21 protein-coding genes are annotated in these 15,355 nt (G+C 52.8%); 13 read left to right on the plus strand and 8 right to left on the minus strand.

The window, feature by feature from the left end:
* Positions 1 to 1,728, minus strand: coding sequence for an aminodeoxychorismate synthase component I (gene pabB, locus QY332_08655; protein ID WKZ37999.1), 1,728 nt, complete (start codon positions 1,726 to 1,728; stop codon positions 1 to 3).
* A gap of 12 nt (positions 1,729 to 1,740) precedes the next feature.
* Here pabB and QY332_08660 point away from each other — a divergent pair, with 12 nt between their 5' ends.
* On the plus strand, positions 1,741 to 2,061 hold the full coding sequence (locus QY332_08660) for a hypothetical protein (GenBank protein WKZ38000.1): 321 nt from the start codon (positions 1,741 to 1,743) through the stop codon (positions 2,059 to 2,061).
* Positions 2,062 to 2,251: 190 nt separating this feature from the next.
* The gene (locus QY332_08665) at positions 2,252 to 3,535 is read left to right on the plus strand and encodes an FAD-dependent oxidoreductase (GenBank protein ID WKZ38001.1); all 1,284 of its coding nucleotides are present in this window, start codon (positions 2,252 to 2,254) and stop codon (positions 3,533 to 3,535) included.
* A 62-nt stretch (positions 3,536 to 3,597) separates the two neighbouring features.
* On the opposite strand, the gene QY332_08670 is transcribed toward QY332_08665, so the two are convergent.
* A complete protein-coding gene (locus QY332_08670; protein ID WKZ38002.1) occupies positions 3,598 to 4,371 on the minus strand; it encodes a segregation/condensation protein A in 774 nt (257 codons plus the stop codon).
* A gap of 111 nt (positions 4,372 to 4,482) precedes the next feature.
* On the opposite strand from QY332_08670, the gene moaC reads away from it, so the two are divergent.
* The 11 genes from moaC to murI all read left to right on the plus strand — a co-directional run bounded on the left by moaC (position 4,483) and on the right by murI (position 11,087).
* Positions 4,483 to 4,959: a cyclic pyranopterin monophosphate synthase MoaC gene (gene moaC, locus QY332_08675; protein WKZ38003.1), complete on the plus strand. Its 477-nt coding sequence runs from the start codon at positions 4,483 to 4,485 to the stop codon at positions 4,957 to 4,959.
* Between the two features lie 39 nt (positions 4,960 to 4,998).
* Complete coding sequence (locus tag QY332_08680) at positions 4,999 to 5,364, plus strand: cupin domain-containing protein (protein ID WKZ38004.1); 366 nt, start codon at positions 4,999 to 5,001, stop codon at positions 5,362 to 5,364.
* 2 nt (positions 5,365 to 5,366) lie between these two features.
* Positions 5,367 to 5,615, plus strand: coding sequence for a MoaD/ThiS family protein (locus QY332_08685; protein ID WKZ38005.1), 249 nt, complete (start codon positions 5,367 to 5,369; stop codon positions 5,613 to 5,615).
* A 9-nt stretch (positions 5,616 to 5,624) separates the two neighbouring features.
* On the plus strand, positions 5,625 to 6,092 hold the full coding sequence (locus QY332_08690) for a molybdenum cofactor biosynthesis protein MoaE (GenBank protein ID WKZ38006.1): 468 nt from the start codon (positions 5,625 to 5,627) through the stop codon (positions 6,090 to 6,092).
* Positions 6,093 to 6,094: 2 nt separating this feature from the next.
* Entirely contained in the window at positions 6,095 to 6,670 is a 576-nt protein-coding gene (locus QY332_08695; GenBank protein ID WKZ38007.1) for a GNAT family protein, read from the plus strand.
* Positions 6,667 to 7,197, plus strand: coding sequence for a GNAT family N-acetyltransferase (locus tag QY332_08700; protein ID WKZ38008.1), 531 nt, complete (start codon positions 6,667 to 6,669; stop codon positions 7,195 to 7,197). Before QY332_08695 ends, QY332_08700 begins: the two co-directional genes overlap by 4 nt.
* Before the next feature lie 118 nt (positions 7,198 to 7,315).
* Entirely contained in the window at positions 7,316 to 8,545 is a 1,230-nt protein-coding gene (fabF, locus tag QY332_08705) for a beta-ketoacyl-ACP synthase II (protein ID WKZ38009.1), read from the plus strand.
* An 87-nt stretch (positions 8,546 to 8,632) separates the two neighbouring features.
* The gene (gene rplS, locus QY332_08710; GenBank protein WKZ38010.1) at positions 8,633 to 8,980 is read left to right on the plus strand and encodes a 50S ribosomal protein L19; all 348 of its coding nucleotides are present in this window, start codon (positions 8,633 to 8,635) and stop codon (positions 8,978 to 8,980) included.
* Between the two features lie 84 nt (positions 8,981 to 9,064).
* Entirely contained in the window at positions 9,065 to 9,781 is a 717-nt protein-coding gene (locus QY332_08715; GenBank protein WKZ38011.1) for a gamma-glutamyl-gamma-aminobutyrate hydrolase family protein, read from the plus strand.
* Positions 9,782 to 9,794: 13 nt separating this feature from the next.
* Positions 9,795 to 10,244, plus strand: coding sequence for a YiiD C-terminal domain-containing protein (locus QY332_08720; protein WKZ38012.1), 450 nt, complete (start codon positions 9,795 to 9,797; stop codon positions 10,242 to 10,244).
* 15 nt (positions 10,245 to 10,259) lie between these two features.
* Complete coding sequence (gene murI, locus QY332_08725) at positions 10,260 to 11,087, plus strand: glutamate racemase (protein WKZ38013.1); 828 nt, start codon at positions 10,260 to 10,262, stop codon at positions 11,085 to 11,087.
* Here the strand turns inward: murI and QY332_08730 are convergent.
* The 6 genes from QY332_08730 to QY332_08755 all read right to left on the minus strand — a co-directional run bounded on the left by QY332_08730 (position 11,047) and on the right by QY332_08755 (position 15,353).
* Positions 11,047 to 11,544: a nitroreductase family deazaflavin-dependent oxidoreductase gene (locus QY332_08730; GenBank protein WKZ38014.1), complete on the minus strand. Its 498-nt coding sequence runs from the start codon at positions 11,542 to 11,544 to the stop codon at positions 11,047 to 11,049. The two genes, murI and QY332_08730, sit on opposite strands and share 41 nt — an antisense overlap.
* Before the next feature lie 37 nt (positions 11,545 to 11,581).
* The gene (locus QY332_08735; protein ID WKZ38015.1) at positions 11,582 to 12,373 is read right to left on the minus strand and encodes an ABC transporter permease; all 792 of its coding nucleotides are present in this window, start codon (positions 12,371 to 12,373) and stop codon (positions 11,582 to 11,584) included.
* The gene (locus tag QY332_08740; GenBank protein WKZ38016.1) at positions 12,373 to 13,164 is read right to left on the minus strand and encodes an ABC transporter permease; all 792 of its coding nucleotides are present in this window, start codon (positions 13,162 to 13,164) and stop codon (positions 12,373 to 12,375) included. Before QY332_08740 ends, QY332_08735 begins: the two co-directional genes overlap by 1 nt.
* On the minus strand, positions 13,161 to 14,141 hold the full coding sequence (locus QY332_08745; protein ID WKZ38017.1) for an ABC transporter ATP-binding protein: 981 nt from the start codon (positions 14,139 to 14,141) through the stop codon (positions 13,161 to 13,163). The genes QY332_08740 and QY332_08745 overlap by 4 nt, the downstream gene beginning before the upstream one ends.
* Before the next feature lie 100 nt (positions 14,142 to 14,241).
* Positions 14,242 to 14,859: a class IV adenylate cyclase gene (gene cyaB / locus QY332_08750; GenBank protein WKZ38018.1), complete on the minus strand. Its 618-nt coding sequence runs from the start codon at positions 14,857 to 14,859 to the stop codon at positions 14,242 to 14,244.
* Complete coding sequence (locus tag QY332_08755; GenBank protein WKZ38019.1) at positions 14,856 to 15,353, minus strand: biotin/lipoyl-containing protein; 498 nt, start codon at positions 15,351 to 15,353, stop codon at positions 14,856 to 14,858. Before QY332_08755 ends, cyaB begins: the two co-directional genes overlap by 4 nt.
* Positions 15,354 to 15,355 lie beyond the last annotated feature (2 nt).

Below are 15,355 nucleotides of genomic sequence, written 5' to 3' on the forward strand. Positions count from 1 at the left end.
TTACAGGGTTGGCTCTTTGCTGATATTAACCCCCACCCATTTCCGCACGGAATTGATTAAGTATATCTTCGTGCATTTCTGCAATTCATCTGCATGGAGAATGTGTTCCTTGACCTGGTTTGCACCGAGCAGATGCGATCTGAATGTGCCGGCCAGCAAGCCGCAGGAGATGGGCGGCGTTAGAAGTTCACCGTCCATTTCGACGACGAGGTTGCCGATGGTGAATTCGGTCAATTCATCGTTTTCATTAAAGAGTAAAACATCATCATAACCCTGGACGAGCGCATGGTCGTACATCTCGCGGTGCGTTGTTTTGTGGAAGAGAAATGGATCATTTGAATTAACTGGGTTTTCCGCCAGACAGGCCCGAAAAGATTTCGTTGCCGGCTGAACAGCACGGACTTCGACTGAAAATTTCCCATAGCAATCCAGGGATATTTTCACCCGCCTGGGTGTATTGGCACCGTGGACAGGCTGCTTAAGGGAATTTTCCATTTCCTCTTCCGAAAATGGAAAATCAAAATAATTAGCCGAATCCGCCATGCGCTCGATGTGCTTTCCCAGCAGAAAGTATCCGTTGTCTGGAGTCCACAACATGGTTTCAAAGAGGGAGAATTCCCGGCCATGTTCCGTCAAGACGCGGGCTTTAAGCAGGGCTTCGCTGTATTCATCTGTGCTGGTCGAGTCCCAGACGATACCGCCACCAACACCGTATTCGGCCGTTTTTTTTACTCTGTCAATAAACGCTGTGCGGATGGCAACATTGAATTGCGCCATGCGGCCAGGCGCAATGTATCCAATGCTTCCGGTATATATTTTCCGCGGAGTGGTTTCCAAGTTTGAAATAATGTCCATCGTGCTGACCTTTGGCGCGCCTGTGATCGAAGCGCACGGGAACAGTGCGGAAAAAATTTCAGTGATGGATGCCCCCGTCTTCGCCTGCACGGTGGAGGTCATTTGAAAAAGCGTCGGGTATTTTTCGATCCCAAACAACTCGGGGACATGCACGCTGCCGGTAGTTGCGATGCGCCCAAGGTCGTTGCGGATCATGTCCACGATCATCACGTTTTCAGCGCGGTTTTTGGCTGAGTGGTGCAGCCACTCCATTTGCGCTTTGTCTTCCTCCGTGGTTCGTCCACGTTTCGCCGTTCCTTTCATGGGACGGCTGGTTATGGTTTCGCCGTCCAGTTCAAAAAACAACTCGGGGGAGGCCGAGCAGATTACATGGTCGCCCGTGTTGACAAAAGAAGCATATTTATTTTGATTTTGTGCGAGACGCAGAAAGAACCCCCATTCATCCCCATCAAAATCGGTTCGCAGGCGCATCGTATAATTGACCTGGTATGTGTTTCCAGATGCGATTGCATCCTTTATTTTTTCGATGGCAGTGTGATATCCATCGCGATCAATGCTGGCCTTCCAGCTGAATACGGACGGGCTTTCCTTTGGGGTTGGCAACTCAACGGCCAGGGGCTCCGGGTACAACCCAAACCAGAGCAATGGAAAACCATCCCCCTGTGGAACATGCAGGGCATTGTCAAATGCAGGCGCGGCTTCGTAACTGACGAATCCCGCCGCATACCAGCCGTTTGTATTGACAAGGTTGTCAACCTCCCTTAAAGTATCCCGCACCTCCCGCAGGCTCTCCGCCCGCAAGACCTGATGTGGACGGAAAAAGTGCAGCCATTCCTTGTTTCGTTTTAGTAAAACCTCGTTGATTTCAATCAAAGCAGCCTCAAAATGAAAAATATCCTTTTAATTGTACCTCGCTGGTTCCCCGCCCTTCTGCTGATGCTCGTTATTTTCGCCTTTTCCTCACGCGCCAGCGCCGAGCTTCCAAACTTTGGAGGCTGGGATTATTTTATAAAAAAAGCGCCCATGCCATCGGCTATGGGCTGCTCGCGCTTTCGTATCTCCACGCACTTCCAGGCCGGAAGTACAGACTGGCTTGGCTGCTTGCCCTTTTGTATTCCGCAACGGATGAATTCCATCAGTCCTTTGTATCCGGGCGGAACCCTTCCATTTCTGACGTTCTTGTTTTTGATAATTTCGGTGCTATGATCGCGTTGTTTACACATACCCGCTGGTCGATCAGAGCGAAGTCCGTATCAGGATCACCGGAGTAGGATGGGAATTAAGCATGAAAAAGAAATTCAATAGACGGGATTTCCTGAAAGTTGCATCCATAGGGACGGCGTCCGCACTTGCCCTTTCATGCGGAGTGATGATACCAGATGAGGAGACTGGGCATATGACAACTCCAATTTCCACCAGCGCAGATGTGCTGGTGCTCGGCGCGGGGATTGCGGGCTTCGCTGCCGCCCGCGCGTTAAATGATAAGGGACTACGCGTCATTATCCTGGAAGCGCGGGATCGGGTGGGCGGGCGCATGTGGACGGATTCTTCGCTGGGGTTGCCGCTTGACCTCGGTGCGTCGTGGATCCATGGCGTGAACGGGAATCCCATTACGGAGCTGGCGAAGCAGTTTGGGGCAAAGACCGTGCGGACGGACGATGAGAATGGCGCGGTTTTCAATGCGGATGGAAGTGAAATGTCGGACATGGAATGGAGCAGAATTGAAGCGTTGTTCGAGTCTACCTATGAAGAAGTGGCGGAAATGCAGGAGGACACAGACGACGACATGTCGTTGCAGCAGGCCTTCGATCACGTTGTTGCACAGCGTAATCTTTCAACGGCAGAATTGCGCGGATTGAATTATTACGCCCATCTTGCCACGGCGTTGGAATATGGCGCGGACCCAAAAGACTTGTCGCTTTGGGAGTGGGATCAGGATGAGGAGTTCGGCGGCGAGGAAGTCATCCTCCCCGGCGGATACAACCAGATCACAGACGGACTCGCGCGCGGGTTGGATATCCGCTTGGGGACGGTGGTGAAAACTGTCAGATATGGGGAGGCTGGAGTGAAGGTCGAAACGTCAGTGGGGGATTTTGCAGCAGATAAGGCTGTGGTGACGTTTCCGCTGGGGGTGTTGAAGCAGGCGTCGATTAAGTTCGAGCCGCCGCTACCTGAGTCAAAGCAAGATGCGATCGAGCGACTCGGAATGGGAGTCCTCAATAAGGTCTATTTGAAATTCCCAGAAGTGTTTTGGGATGAGGATGTGGAGACGATCAGTTATGTGGGCGAGCGGCTGGGCGAGTGGTGTGACTGGATGAGTTTTGTGCCGTTCACCGGCGCGCCGGTGCTGATGGCGTTCCACGGCGGAGAGAAGGGATTTGCGCTCGAAGACCTGAGCGATGACGAGATCCGTGCAGAGGCGATGGCGACGTTGCGGGTGATGTTCGGGAACAATATTCCTGAGCCTGAGAGGATGCTTGTGACGCGCTGGGGCAAGGACCCGTTTGCTTTCGGCGCGTATTCGCACATCCCGCCTTTTGCGAGCGGAGACGATTACGATGCGCTCTTTGCCCCCGTGGAAAATGTCCTGTTCTTTGCGGGTGAGGCGACGTCGAGGAAATATCCCGGAACTGTGCATGGGGCATATTTGTCAGGCATCGCGGCAGCAGGAAAAATATAAACAAAACCGGATGGGACAGGGGTGTCCCACCCGTCCCTATTCAGAACACTCTATTTCCATCCTTACTCAAACTCGATCTCGATCTCTGCGTCATCCTTCCACTCGTCGGCGCGCACGAATTCGATTTCTCCGAACAGCTCATTTTGGACGGCGGAAATGTGATAGCGTTTGATCAACTCCAACATGGCAAGAAAGGTCACCACGATCTCCACGCGGGTGGCTTTGTCGGTGATCAGTCCGCTGAAGGTCATGCGCTGGACGTGTTTCATGGTATTGGTGATGAAATCAATTTTTTCACGGATGGTCACGCGCGGCGGGGTGATGATTGTGCCGAGCGGTTCCTTCTCCCTGCCCCTTGCAAACCCCGATTCGGCCGCGGCGAACAAACCCTCCAAGGTCAGGTTGGAAAGGTCAAGTTTCGGCTCCACCTTGGGCGGCGGGGCGATGCGCAGATAGGTGCGCAGGTTATTCTCCTGACGTTCCACCATCCAGCCCGCAATTTCCTTGTAGCGTTTGTACAGTTTTAATTGGTCAATGAGTTCCGTGCCAGGATCCTCCTCGCCAGGCTCCCGTTCCGGAGGGCGCGGCAACAGCGCCTCGGATTTGATCTGCACCAGTTTTGCCGCGATGACAAGGAATGCCGAGATTTCATCAGGCATCAACTGTTCCAGCCCGTGCAGATAGGAGAGATATTGATCCGTCACGGTTGCGAGCGAAATGGCGGTAATATCCAGTTCGGCGCGCTCGATCAGGCTCAGCAAAAGATCAAGCGGACCCTCGTACACTGCAGTCTGCACTTTGTAGCCGCCAATTTGATGTCCCAGAATTCCGTCCATAGCGGGCGAATTATATCATTTCATGTCATTACGAGCCCTGTTGGTTGAGAGGCACGTAGTCGAAACCACCGTGTGAAGCAATCCCTGGGTTGAGCGGTTATAATCTTCCCCATGTCGAAACTTTCGCACCTTGACGAAAACGGCCGCGCCAAAATGGTGGACGTCGGTCACAAGCCTGATACCGGGCGCACGGCCGTTGCACGCGGTGAAGTCCACATGAAGAAAGAGACGCTGGATCTGATCCGTGACGGGCAAATCAAGAAGGGCGATGTGTTGACCGTGGCGCAGATCGCGGGCATCAGCGCCTCCAAGCGGACCTCGGACCTGATCCCGTTATGTCATCCCCTCCCCATCTCGAAAATTGACGTGGACCTCGCCCTCGACGAATCCCTGCCCGGCGTTGTCATCACCGCCACTGTCAACGTGACCGGCAAAACCGGCGTTGAAATGGAAGCGTTGACCGCCGTCTCTGTTGCCGCGCTTACCGTCTACGACATGGCAAAAGCCGCCGAAAAGACGATGAAGATTCAAAATATCCGTCTTGTTGAAAAACACGGTGGACAATCTGGTGATATTGTCAACGAGTGAACTGTGCCCGTGTCGCTTGTGACACATTATGGTAAACCTATGAATTACTCCTCAATTAACTTGCAGGAAAAACTTTCAAAATTCTCCGAACATTGGTCGCCAAAAATCATCGCCCAACTGAACAACTATCACCTTAAACTGGCAAAGGTGCAGGGAGAGTTTGTCTGGCACGACCATCCCGAAACGGATGAAGTTTTCATCGTCGTCAAAGGCCATCTCGATATTCTCTTCCGTGACGGTAAGGTCTCATTGGACGAAGGTGAGATGTTCGTCGTTCCAAAAGGTGTGGAGCATAAGCCTGTTGCTGAAAACGAATGCCATATCCTTTTGATCGAACCCGCCGGCACGGTCAACACCGGCGATGTGAAAAACGCCCTGACAGACCCAAAGGATGTCTGGATATAGAAATGAACCATATTAAACTTTTATTTTTTGCAACCATCCGTGACCGCGCAGGGACCAAATTCCTTGAGATGGACATCCCTGTGGATATGACAATCCGGGGTTTGAAGGATAAACTTTCAAACGATTATCCCAATCTGAAGGATTCCATGAAGTCGGTGTTGATCACGATCAACCGCGAGTATGCGTTTGACGAAGCCGTTGTCCCGCTCAACGCGGAGATCGCGCTGTTCCCGCCTGTTTCCGGAGGATGACATTCCAACATGCAGCCTTCCAGCCTTCCAACCATTTATTCCATTACCGAATCCGAAATTGACTTGAACGACCTGCTGGCAAAAATTACGCTGACCAGCACGGGTGCGGCGGCGATCTTCACCGGCATGGTGCGCGGCGTCACCTCGCGCGGTGATGCCCATGAGACGGAATATCTCGAATACGAATCTTATGTCCCCATGGCGGAAGCAAAAATGAAGCAGGTCGCAGATGAGATTCGCGAAAAGTGGCCCGTCATCGAGGGGATCGCGATTGTCCAGCGCACTGGCAGGTTATATCCCAAAACGCCGACGGTGCTGATCGCCTGCACTGCGGCACATCGTGACACCGGTGTATTCGAGGCGGCGCGCTATGGAATTGACCGCCTCAAGGAAATTGTGCCCGTCTGGAAGAAGGAAGTAGGATCTGATGGCCAGGAATGGGTGGAAGGCGAGTACATTCCCAAGCCTGGTGAATAATCATGCTGCTGCATACACCCCGCTTGATCCTGCGGCTTTTCAACGATTCCGACCTTGAGCCTTTTCTTGCCTACCGCAACGACCCCTATGTGGCGAAATATCAGGGCTGGTCGATTCCATATCCACGCGAAAGCGGGGAGGCGTTCATCCGGGAAGTACGGGATATTCATGCGCCAAAGCAGGGACAGTGGATGCAAATTGCGGTCGCCTTAAAGGGAAACAACAAGCTGATCGGTGATATTGGCTGTCTCGTCAAACAGGAGGATGCGAGGCAGGCTATGATCGGGTATCGACTTGATTCAGGGGTTTGGAGAAAAGGATACGCATTCGAAGCGATCCATTGCTGGTTGGGATATCTGTTCGATGATCTCAACATGCACCGTGTCGTTGCGGATTGTGATACGGAGAATACCGCGTCCTGTTGTCTGCTTGAAAAACTCGGCTTTCGCAGGGAGGCTCATTTTATTGAAAGTTACCTTGAAAACGGCGCTTACACCGATGAGTATCACTATGGTTTGTTAGAGCGCGAATGGCAGGCGCGTTTTGCCGCCCGGAGCGCATTGAGGATTGCAGGTTGATAATCAACGTTCGAACTGCAAAATTGGAAGATGCGGTTGGTGTGGCAACTGTGCATATTGCTTCGTGGCGTGAGACGTATTATGGAATTGTTCCCGATGATTTCCTGAATGAGCTCTCGTTAGAGCGCCGCACCGCCCAGTGGACGAACTCATTGTCCAATCTCGATGATGAGTATCACCGCGCTTTTGTCGCCGAGTTGGACGGTCAAATTGTTGGGTTTGCAAATTATGGATTTGTACGCGAATCGGATCCACTCCATCAGGGTGAGTTGTTTGCCATTTACGTGTTGCAATCTGTTCACAAGCGCGGAGTTGGTGGAATGCTTGTCAGCGCTATTGCGCAGGGTCTGCTGGACCTTGGGGTTTCATCCATGCTGGTATGGGTATTGCGTGAAAACCCCGCGCGTGGATTTTATGAGCGGCTTGGCGGCCGCTATCTGCGTGAGAAGATGATCGAGATCGGTGGAAGGGAACTGCCTGAGATTGCCTATGGCTGGCAGGATATAAAAATACTCCAGCGGGGTTAATGTTCCTGACGGGGGCAGATCACAGCGGAGAAGGAGGCGGAATTTAACCCGCGTGACGCTTTCCAATTTATGGGGTTCTATATTGCACACTATCATAACATTATATGCTGGAGGAGAAATGCAGGATCGTATCGTTATTACTGGGATGGGGGCGGTTAATCCCCTCGGTCTGACTGTAAAGGAAACCTGGAAGAATTTAATTGCCGGCGTCTCCGGTGTGGGGCCCATCACATTATTCGATTCATCACCTTTGCAGGTTCATATTGCCGCGGAGGCAAAGGGATTCAAGCCGGAAAACTTTATGGACGCAAAAGAAGCCCGCAGGCGGGACCGCTTTGAACAGTTTGCCATTGCAGCGGCAAGGGAGGCGCTGCTGCAATCCGGGTTGGAAATCACTGATTCAAATGCCGGACGCATCGGCGTAATTATTTCCTCCGCCATCGGCGGCCTGCACTCATTGCAGGAAGCGATATTGACGAATCACACGCAAGGCCCCAAGCGTGTCAGTCCATTCTTAATCCCGATGCTGATGGCAAATGGCGGTGCGGGTATGGCGGCAATTGAATTTGGGATCAAGGGGCCGTGCTTCTCGGTGGCTTCCGCCTGCGCATCCGGTTCAGACGGAATTGGCACGGCGTTGATGATGTTGCGTACCGGCATGATCGATGCCGCCCTGACCGGTGCATCCGAGTCGACCATCACGTCCACCGGTGTGGCGGCATTTGACCGCGTGGGTGCGATGTCACGCAAAAACGATGGAACGCCTCAGCCGTTCGATAAAAACCGCGATGGTCTGGTGATGGGGGAAGGCGCGGCTGTATTGGTTCTCGAGCGGGAAACGGATGCGAGAGCGCGGCGCGCGAATATTTTCGCTGAGCTGGCGGGCTACGGCGCCACGGCAGATGCCTTCCATGTTACAGCGCCGCATGACCATGGCGCGGGAGGCGCCGCCGCCATGCTGATGGCTTTGTCCTCTGCAAACGCGAATATCGAGGAGGTTGGGTATATCAACGCGCATGGCACCGGAACCCTGCTAAACGACCAAGCCGAGACACGTGCCATAAAGGCCGCCTTTGGCGATCTGGCGTATAAACTCCCCATTTCCTCCACAAAATCCATGACGGGGCACATGATGGGCGCAACAGGGGCATTGGAAGCCATCTTCTGCGTGCAGGCCGTGCGTGAGGGGATTCTGCCGCCGACCATTCATTATGAAACCCCCGACCCGGAATGTGATCTGGATTACATTCCGAACAAGGCGCGCGAGACGGATGTCTCGTTTGCCATCAGTAATGCCTTCGGCTTTGGCGGGCATAACGCGGTGCTGGCGATCAGGAAATACAGCTGAAATCAGGCTTGTGAAGGGAGAAATTGCGTGCTATAATCCGCAGTCGCGCATCTTGGAAATTACATCAAAAAGTAAGGAAGAACGAAAATGGCAGACTTGGTAAAAGCCGTTGAGGCAAAAGTTAATGAAAATATCCCGCAGTTACGACCCGGCGATACCGTCAGTGTGCATGTCAAGATCAGGGAAGGTGACCGCGAGCGTATTCAGGAGTTCAAGGGTATTGTGATCCGTCTGCGGAAGAGCGGGAACGATGGAAATGTAACCGTCCGCCGCATGGCATCCAATGGCATTGGCGTGGAGCGAACTTTTCTTCTTCGTTCCCCACGGATTGATAAGATTGTCGTTGAACGCCACAGCAAGATCCGCCGCGCACAGTTGTACTTCATGCGTGAGCGCACAGGCAAGAGCGCACGTCTTAAAGAAAAATTCGACTAGGCTCGCTTCGTATAACCAACAGGGTTTCTGGAAAGACCCTAAAGGTCTTCAAGACCTTTAGGGTCTTTTGTTTTGGAGGTCGTGGTGGCAAAACCATTGATCGGCATTACAACGTACAATGGAAAAAGTCCCAACAACAATCCGATTACTGCGGTGCAGCATACCTACATTCGGGCAGTGACCGAAGCGGGCGGTCTGCCTGTATTGATACCGTGTATTCTTTCTGAACAGGATTATCATGATCTTTACTCGAGATTGCAGGGGATCATGTTCACGGGCGGCGGGGATATTTCACCGGAGTATTTCAACGGTAGCGGTCATGTGAGGATTTCAGGCGTGGACGAGATCCGCGACGCCGCCGAATTTTCCCTGTTACGGAAAGCAGTTCGGGATGGCAAGCCTCTGCTTGGAATTTGCCGCGGCGTGCAGGTGTTGAATGTGGCGTTGGGCGGGACACTGTACACGCACATCGCCGAGCAGGTGAAGGGCGCGCTTGACCACGACTATCCCGGCGACTTGTTCACTGCGATTGTGCACCCTGTTAGTGTGGATGAGTTCACCCGCGCCGCAGAGATCTTCGGTGAGACGCTTCTGCATGTCAATAGTCTGCATCATCAGGGATTGAAAGATATTGCCCCTCCATTGAAGGTTGCAGGACATGCCCCCGATGGCATTGTCGAAATTGTCGAAATACCCGATCATCCCTATGCGGTCGGTGTGCAGTGGCATCCCGAATGGCTGACCGGCCAGTCCGTCATGCGCCGGCTCTTCAAATCCTTTGTGGATGCATCGAATCAATAACCCATCTTGGCAAATGAAACTCCGTCAACGCCTGCTTGAAAAATTCATCAACTTCTATCCGCCGCTTGTCGGGGCGGGGATTCGATCCCGCTCCATCGACGAGCACACGATCGAGGTTGAAATGAAGCTGACCGTCTTTAATCGCAACATCGTCGGTGTGCATTTCGGCGGCTCGTTGTATGTGATGTGCGATCCGTGGTTTATGTTGATCCTGATGCGCCTGCTCGGTCCCGGTTATATTGTGTGGGACAAGGCCGCCAGCATCCAGTTCAAAAAACCCGGACGTGATAAAGTTAAGGCGCGTTTCCATGTTCCGCCGGAGCGGGTTGAACAAATCCGTTTGGATGTGGAACAGAACGGAAAGATCGAGCCGACCTTTTCCGTGGATGTCCTGGACGAGCATGCACAGGTGATTGCTCGTGTGGAAAAAATGCTGTACGTTCGCAGGAAAGACAAATCTTAATTGTCCTTGAATCCCATGTCTGCAAACCACCCCATTGGCATATTTGACTCCGGCGTGGGCGGGCTTTCCGTCCTGCGAGAGATTCAGGCGCTGATGCCGTATGAGCACGTCATCTACTTCGGCGATCAGGGACACGTGCCCTATGGTCCGCGTTCGATGGAGCAGATCCAAAGTTTTTCAGAGGGGATCACCAGTTATCTACTTGAGCACGATGCAAAATTAATCGTAGTTGCCTGCAACACGGCATCCGCGGCGGCGTTGCAGCATCTGCGCGCAACCTTCCCCGATGTACAATTCGTGGGCATGGAGCCTGCCGTTAAACCTGCGGCAGAAAAGACGCACACCGGCAGGGTCGGCGTGCTGGCAACGCCCGCGACGTTCCAGGGCGCGTTGTATGCTTCCGTGGTGGAACGTTTTGCCAACGGCGTGGAGTTGTTTCAAAATACCTGTCCGGGGCTGGTCGATCAAATTGAAAACGGTGAGTTGGATTCCCCGCAAACACGTGCAATTCTCGAAGATGCCCTGCTCCCGATGCTGGAGAAAAACATCGATACCGTTGTGCTGGGATGTACGCACTATCCATTTGTGATCCCGCTCATCGAGCGGATTGCAGGGGAAAAGGTGCGGGTGATAGACCCCGCTCCCGCGGTGGCGAAACAGGCCAAACGTCTGTTGGAGGCGGGCGGGATGTTGAATCCAAAAGGGGATCAGGGAAATGTCCGCTTCATTACATCGGGGGAAGTTGATTCTGTCCAGCGGGTTTTATCCACGCTTCTGGGCATTGACTCCGCAGTCGAAGCCGTCACGTGGATGGATGATCGGCATCTTCCGTTTGCGGATTGACCGCCAGCAGCAGAAGCCGCCCGCCAAGCGTTCGCAGGTCGTCCTCATCCTTGAACTTCATGCCCGCCGCGTTCATCACGGCGCGGGTGTAAGCGGGCTTGAGACGGTAAAACTGGACCAGCATCTCCCCCGCGTTTTCGCTGGAAAGCGTAGTTGCGCGTGCCGTAAATTTTCTCCGCCTGACCTGTGCTTCGAAGCGCGGATTGGTTTGGATGTTGCGAACCCAGTCTGCGTGCGAGCCGTAGGCGGAGAGGACGTAGTAGGTATCGGTCTGTCCATCGTGAAGCAGGACGTCCACCATTGCCTGGCGGCGCTTGCCGCTCTTCCTGCCGATGGTGGTGATAAGCATCCACTGCGCGCCGATCAACCGTTCCCAGCCGCCGAAGCCGAGTTTGTGAACGAACAATGGAATTTTGAAGAAGACCTTCAGCAGGGTATTGGGACGTTGTTTGTTCATATTATTTTTTCATGGCTGGAGATTGGGCAAAGCCGCGTTAGAACTGTTCGAAGTGCCCGGTCTGACGGGCAACGTTCAGCCGATGGGCGAAAAGCTTCAAGGCTACGACGCCATAGACCAGCCCGATGATGACTTCAAGCCATATTAAGCCAGACACCTGGGTATAAGATGCGCCATCTATGATGTCACGGATTGCCAACAAACCGTTCGTCATCGGCAACATGCGTCCAAAAACCTGGACGACGGGAGGCAGGGCTGTGATTGGAAAATTCACCCCGCCTGTGACCATCAACAAATAACCAACCGTATTGCAGACAAGCATTCCCCAGCGTGTGGGCAGCATAATGGCTCCAGACAACCAGCCAAGCGAGGAGGCCGAAGCCACTGTGATAATTGCTATTGGCGCTGCGTGCAGCAAACCGGCAACAGTCAGCTCCTTCCCAAAAAAGGGCATCAGGACGAATAATACAAGCAATATTCGTAACAGTCCATCAATATAGTCTGCCACACTTCGACCAAGGATCACTGGAAACCATTTTGCCGGGGATGCGATCATGTACGGGATAGTTCCCACCCATTTTTCCAATTCGATCACAACTGACATTGAAATGATACTGGGGAAGACAGCGGCATGCATCACATTTCCAATGAATGCGAATTTTGCCAACTCGCTGCCTCCTGCAGCGTAAGCGACAAGAATAAAAAAGGTTGCCTGAAAAATCGTACGTGGTATGCGGGACCCGAATATCGTGGCTGGCGTTATTTCAACCGATAGGTTTGCCCAGCCTGCCCGTGTTCCAGCTAGAAAAAGTTGCAGCAATCGGCTCATTAATAAACCTCTAAAGAACCGTCTTTGCAAACTCGTTCCTCCACCAACCGGAATAAAATCCTGGCAATGACGAGATACGCCAGCGAAAGCCCGATGAGGTAAAGATTTATGCTCCACGGATTCCCGTCAATTAACCCGGCGGATGCCCCGAGCGCAATATTTCCCCACATGGGAGCGAGGGATGCGGAGAGTGGTTTGACCCAGGCCGGCAGGATGGTAAGTGGAAACATCAAGCCGGAAAGAATGAAAATCGGGTAGTTTGCGGCTTCAACAAAAGCCCCGGCGTTTCTGGTCAGGACAAAGAAGGAACCCAGCACAAGCCCGAAGCATGTCATGGCAAACAGTGTCAGCAGCAGACTGATGAGAAAAGCAACCGGCTGGGTGATGTCCAACTCAAGACGAAACGCCACCAGCCCGGTCAACATTGTCACTGCCATTGATAAGAGGGATGCCGCCGCGTTCGACAGGCTTTTTCCGATAAGGATGATGGGTAATGGTGTGGGGGCGGCGATCAACATGGACAGGGTTCCGCCCCTACGCTCACCCTCCAGAATGCGTCCGGATGTCCACAAATTTGCGTTCCAGATCCCGATCATGCCTGCTCCGATCACTGCAAAAAGGCCGAAATTGCTCTTGCCCCCATAGATGTATGTGCCGACAGAGATAAGGGTGAATATGACCGGGAGTACGAATAATGTGCCAATGAAAAACTGGTTGGTGGCGCGCTCCTTGGCCTGCATGGTAAAAGAGGAGGCTATTACTCGCAGAAATCCTGAGAGGTGGGAAATCATGTGTTAATCGCCTCCTTTCCCAAAAGTTTTACGTAGGCGTCCTCAAGCGTTGGTTGACGGGTGACCACTTTTTGCACCCGCGCACCATCAAGAATGCGCAGGAAATCCGGTACATATTCCACGCCGTCCGGGGACTGAATCTGCAAAACCTGGACTTGATCACGATTATTCACATTGACCGCTTCGACTCGTGGATGTGCCCGTAACGCGTTTAACGCCTCAGTGGAAACTCCAAGGCATTCTATCTCCACCACCTCCAGGTTTGCCACCAACCGCTTGAGCGCAGCGGGGGTATCGGTCATCACGATTTTTCCCTTATTTACAACGGCAACCCGCTGACAAAGGGCATCCACTTCATACATATAGTGCGAGGTGAGGAAAATGGTCGTGCCATTTCGGTGGAGGTCTGCAATGACATTCCTCAACTCACGGGCGGCAATTGGGTCCAAGCCAATGGTTGGTTCATCCAAAAACAGCACATCGGGATTGTTGATTAATCCGCGTGCAATATGCAGCCTTTGCTTCATCCCGCGCGAATACCCCTCCACGCGTTCGTCTGCGCGGTCTTTTAGTCCCACAAGTTCAAGCAATTCCGGAATGCGTTTTCGTGAGATTTCCGGCGGCACCAAATAAAGATCGGCAAAATACCGGATATTGTCGTATCCGGATAATCTGTAGTAAAGCCCGCGTTCCCCGCCATAGACCATGCCAATCCGCGGGCGTAGTTTTTTTGTGTCGCGAACCACGTCCAAGCCGAGTACCTGTGCGCTCCCTGTAGTTGGCAGCAAGACAGTTGAAAGAATCCGGGTGAGCGTGGTCTTTCCCGCCCCGTTTGGACCGAGCAAGCCGAATAACTCGCCAGGTTCCACGTCCAGGTTTATGTTTTCCAGCGCGGTCACATCCTTGCGGGTGCGGCGGATGGTGCCGGTTGTGGTGGTGTAAATGCGTCCGAGTTTTTCGATTGCAATGGCAGGCACTGTTATATCCTTCCCGGATTTAGGATCTAGGAATTCGTGTTTGAATCATACCACTCTGGAAAGAGAATCGGATTATTTCTTGCGTGAAACGATAATTTTTTTAATCCGCAGGCACGATGTTTAGGTCCTCCGCACTGACGCGGACAGGTTTCACCGCTTCGAAACTCAATTGCGATACGTCCAGGTTGTATTTTCCCGCGACAGACTCGAACAGCCTGTGATATCCGATCGGGATGGCTGCCTCCCAATTCAAGCCGAGCAGTCGCGCGACTGCCCGTAGTGAGTTGACGTTCTCCCCTTCAATCTCGACGAACTCGCCATAGGGTAGTTCATCCAGCATGATGTGAACGCCGTTCAACTCGTGCGTGGCGCGGAATTTTTCATAAAACACCACGGGAACAAAACCGAGTATTTCGAGAAATTGTTTTGCGTCCTCGAAATCGCCGACCATGAACTCGATTTCCCTGCGGGAGAGCACGCCGTCCGCGCGTTGCTCGCTGGGACCTTTGAATGTGAATTTCGCTTCTGTATCTTTTCGCAAACGCAGGACTTTGAATTGCCTTCGCAGATCACCGCTGGGATTGTCAAAGCGCAGGTTTATCTCATGTACGCGCGGTTGAATCAAGTGCGCCTTCAATTCAAGAAGGCGCACTTCGATCTTTTTTAGATCCCGCACATAAAACTTGACTTCGGTTTCCCGCCCATTTTCGGCAGTCATTGCAAACTCAACAGGGTCTGTTTTTGCTCCACGCTTTCGCCAGCTTTCACACGAATGCGCCCCATGGTCCCGTCACGCGGGGCTTTGAGTTCATTCTGCATCTTCATGGATTCAAGGATCAGCATGACCTGTCCTTTTTGGATCTCCTGACCTTCCTCCACAAGGACGCTTACCACAAGCCCGGGCATGGGCGCTTTGAGATGGAATTCACCTCCCTCTGCGACCCCTCCGCCTGCCGCTGCTTTAAGACGCTTTTCCCGTTCATCCTCAACATTGACCTGATACTGGCGTCCGCGCAAGAGCACCTGCCAGTCTTCATCTCCCTGATAGACGAAAGACTCGTATGATTTGCCATCCAATAACAGGGAGAAGACAGGCTGTCCGCTCACGGATTCAAAGTCCACTTGAAGCAGGCGGTCGCCAATGCGGATGTGACGTTCATCCACAACCTCGATCTCAAATTCCCTGTCGTCAATGGTAGTAACATATTTCATAA

It is taken from the genome of Anaerolineales bacterium, assembly GCA_030583885.1.
Taxonomy (GTDB): domain Bacteria; phylum Chloroflexota; class Anaerolineae; order Anaerolineales; family Villigracilaceae; genus Villigracilis.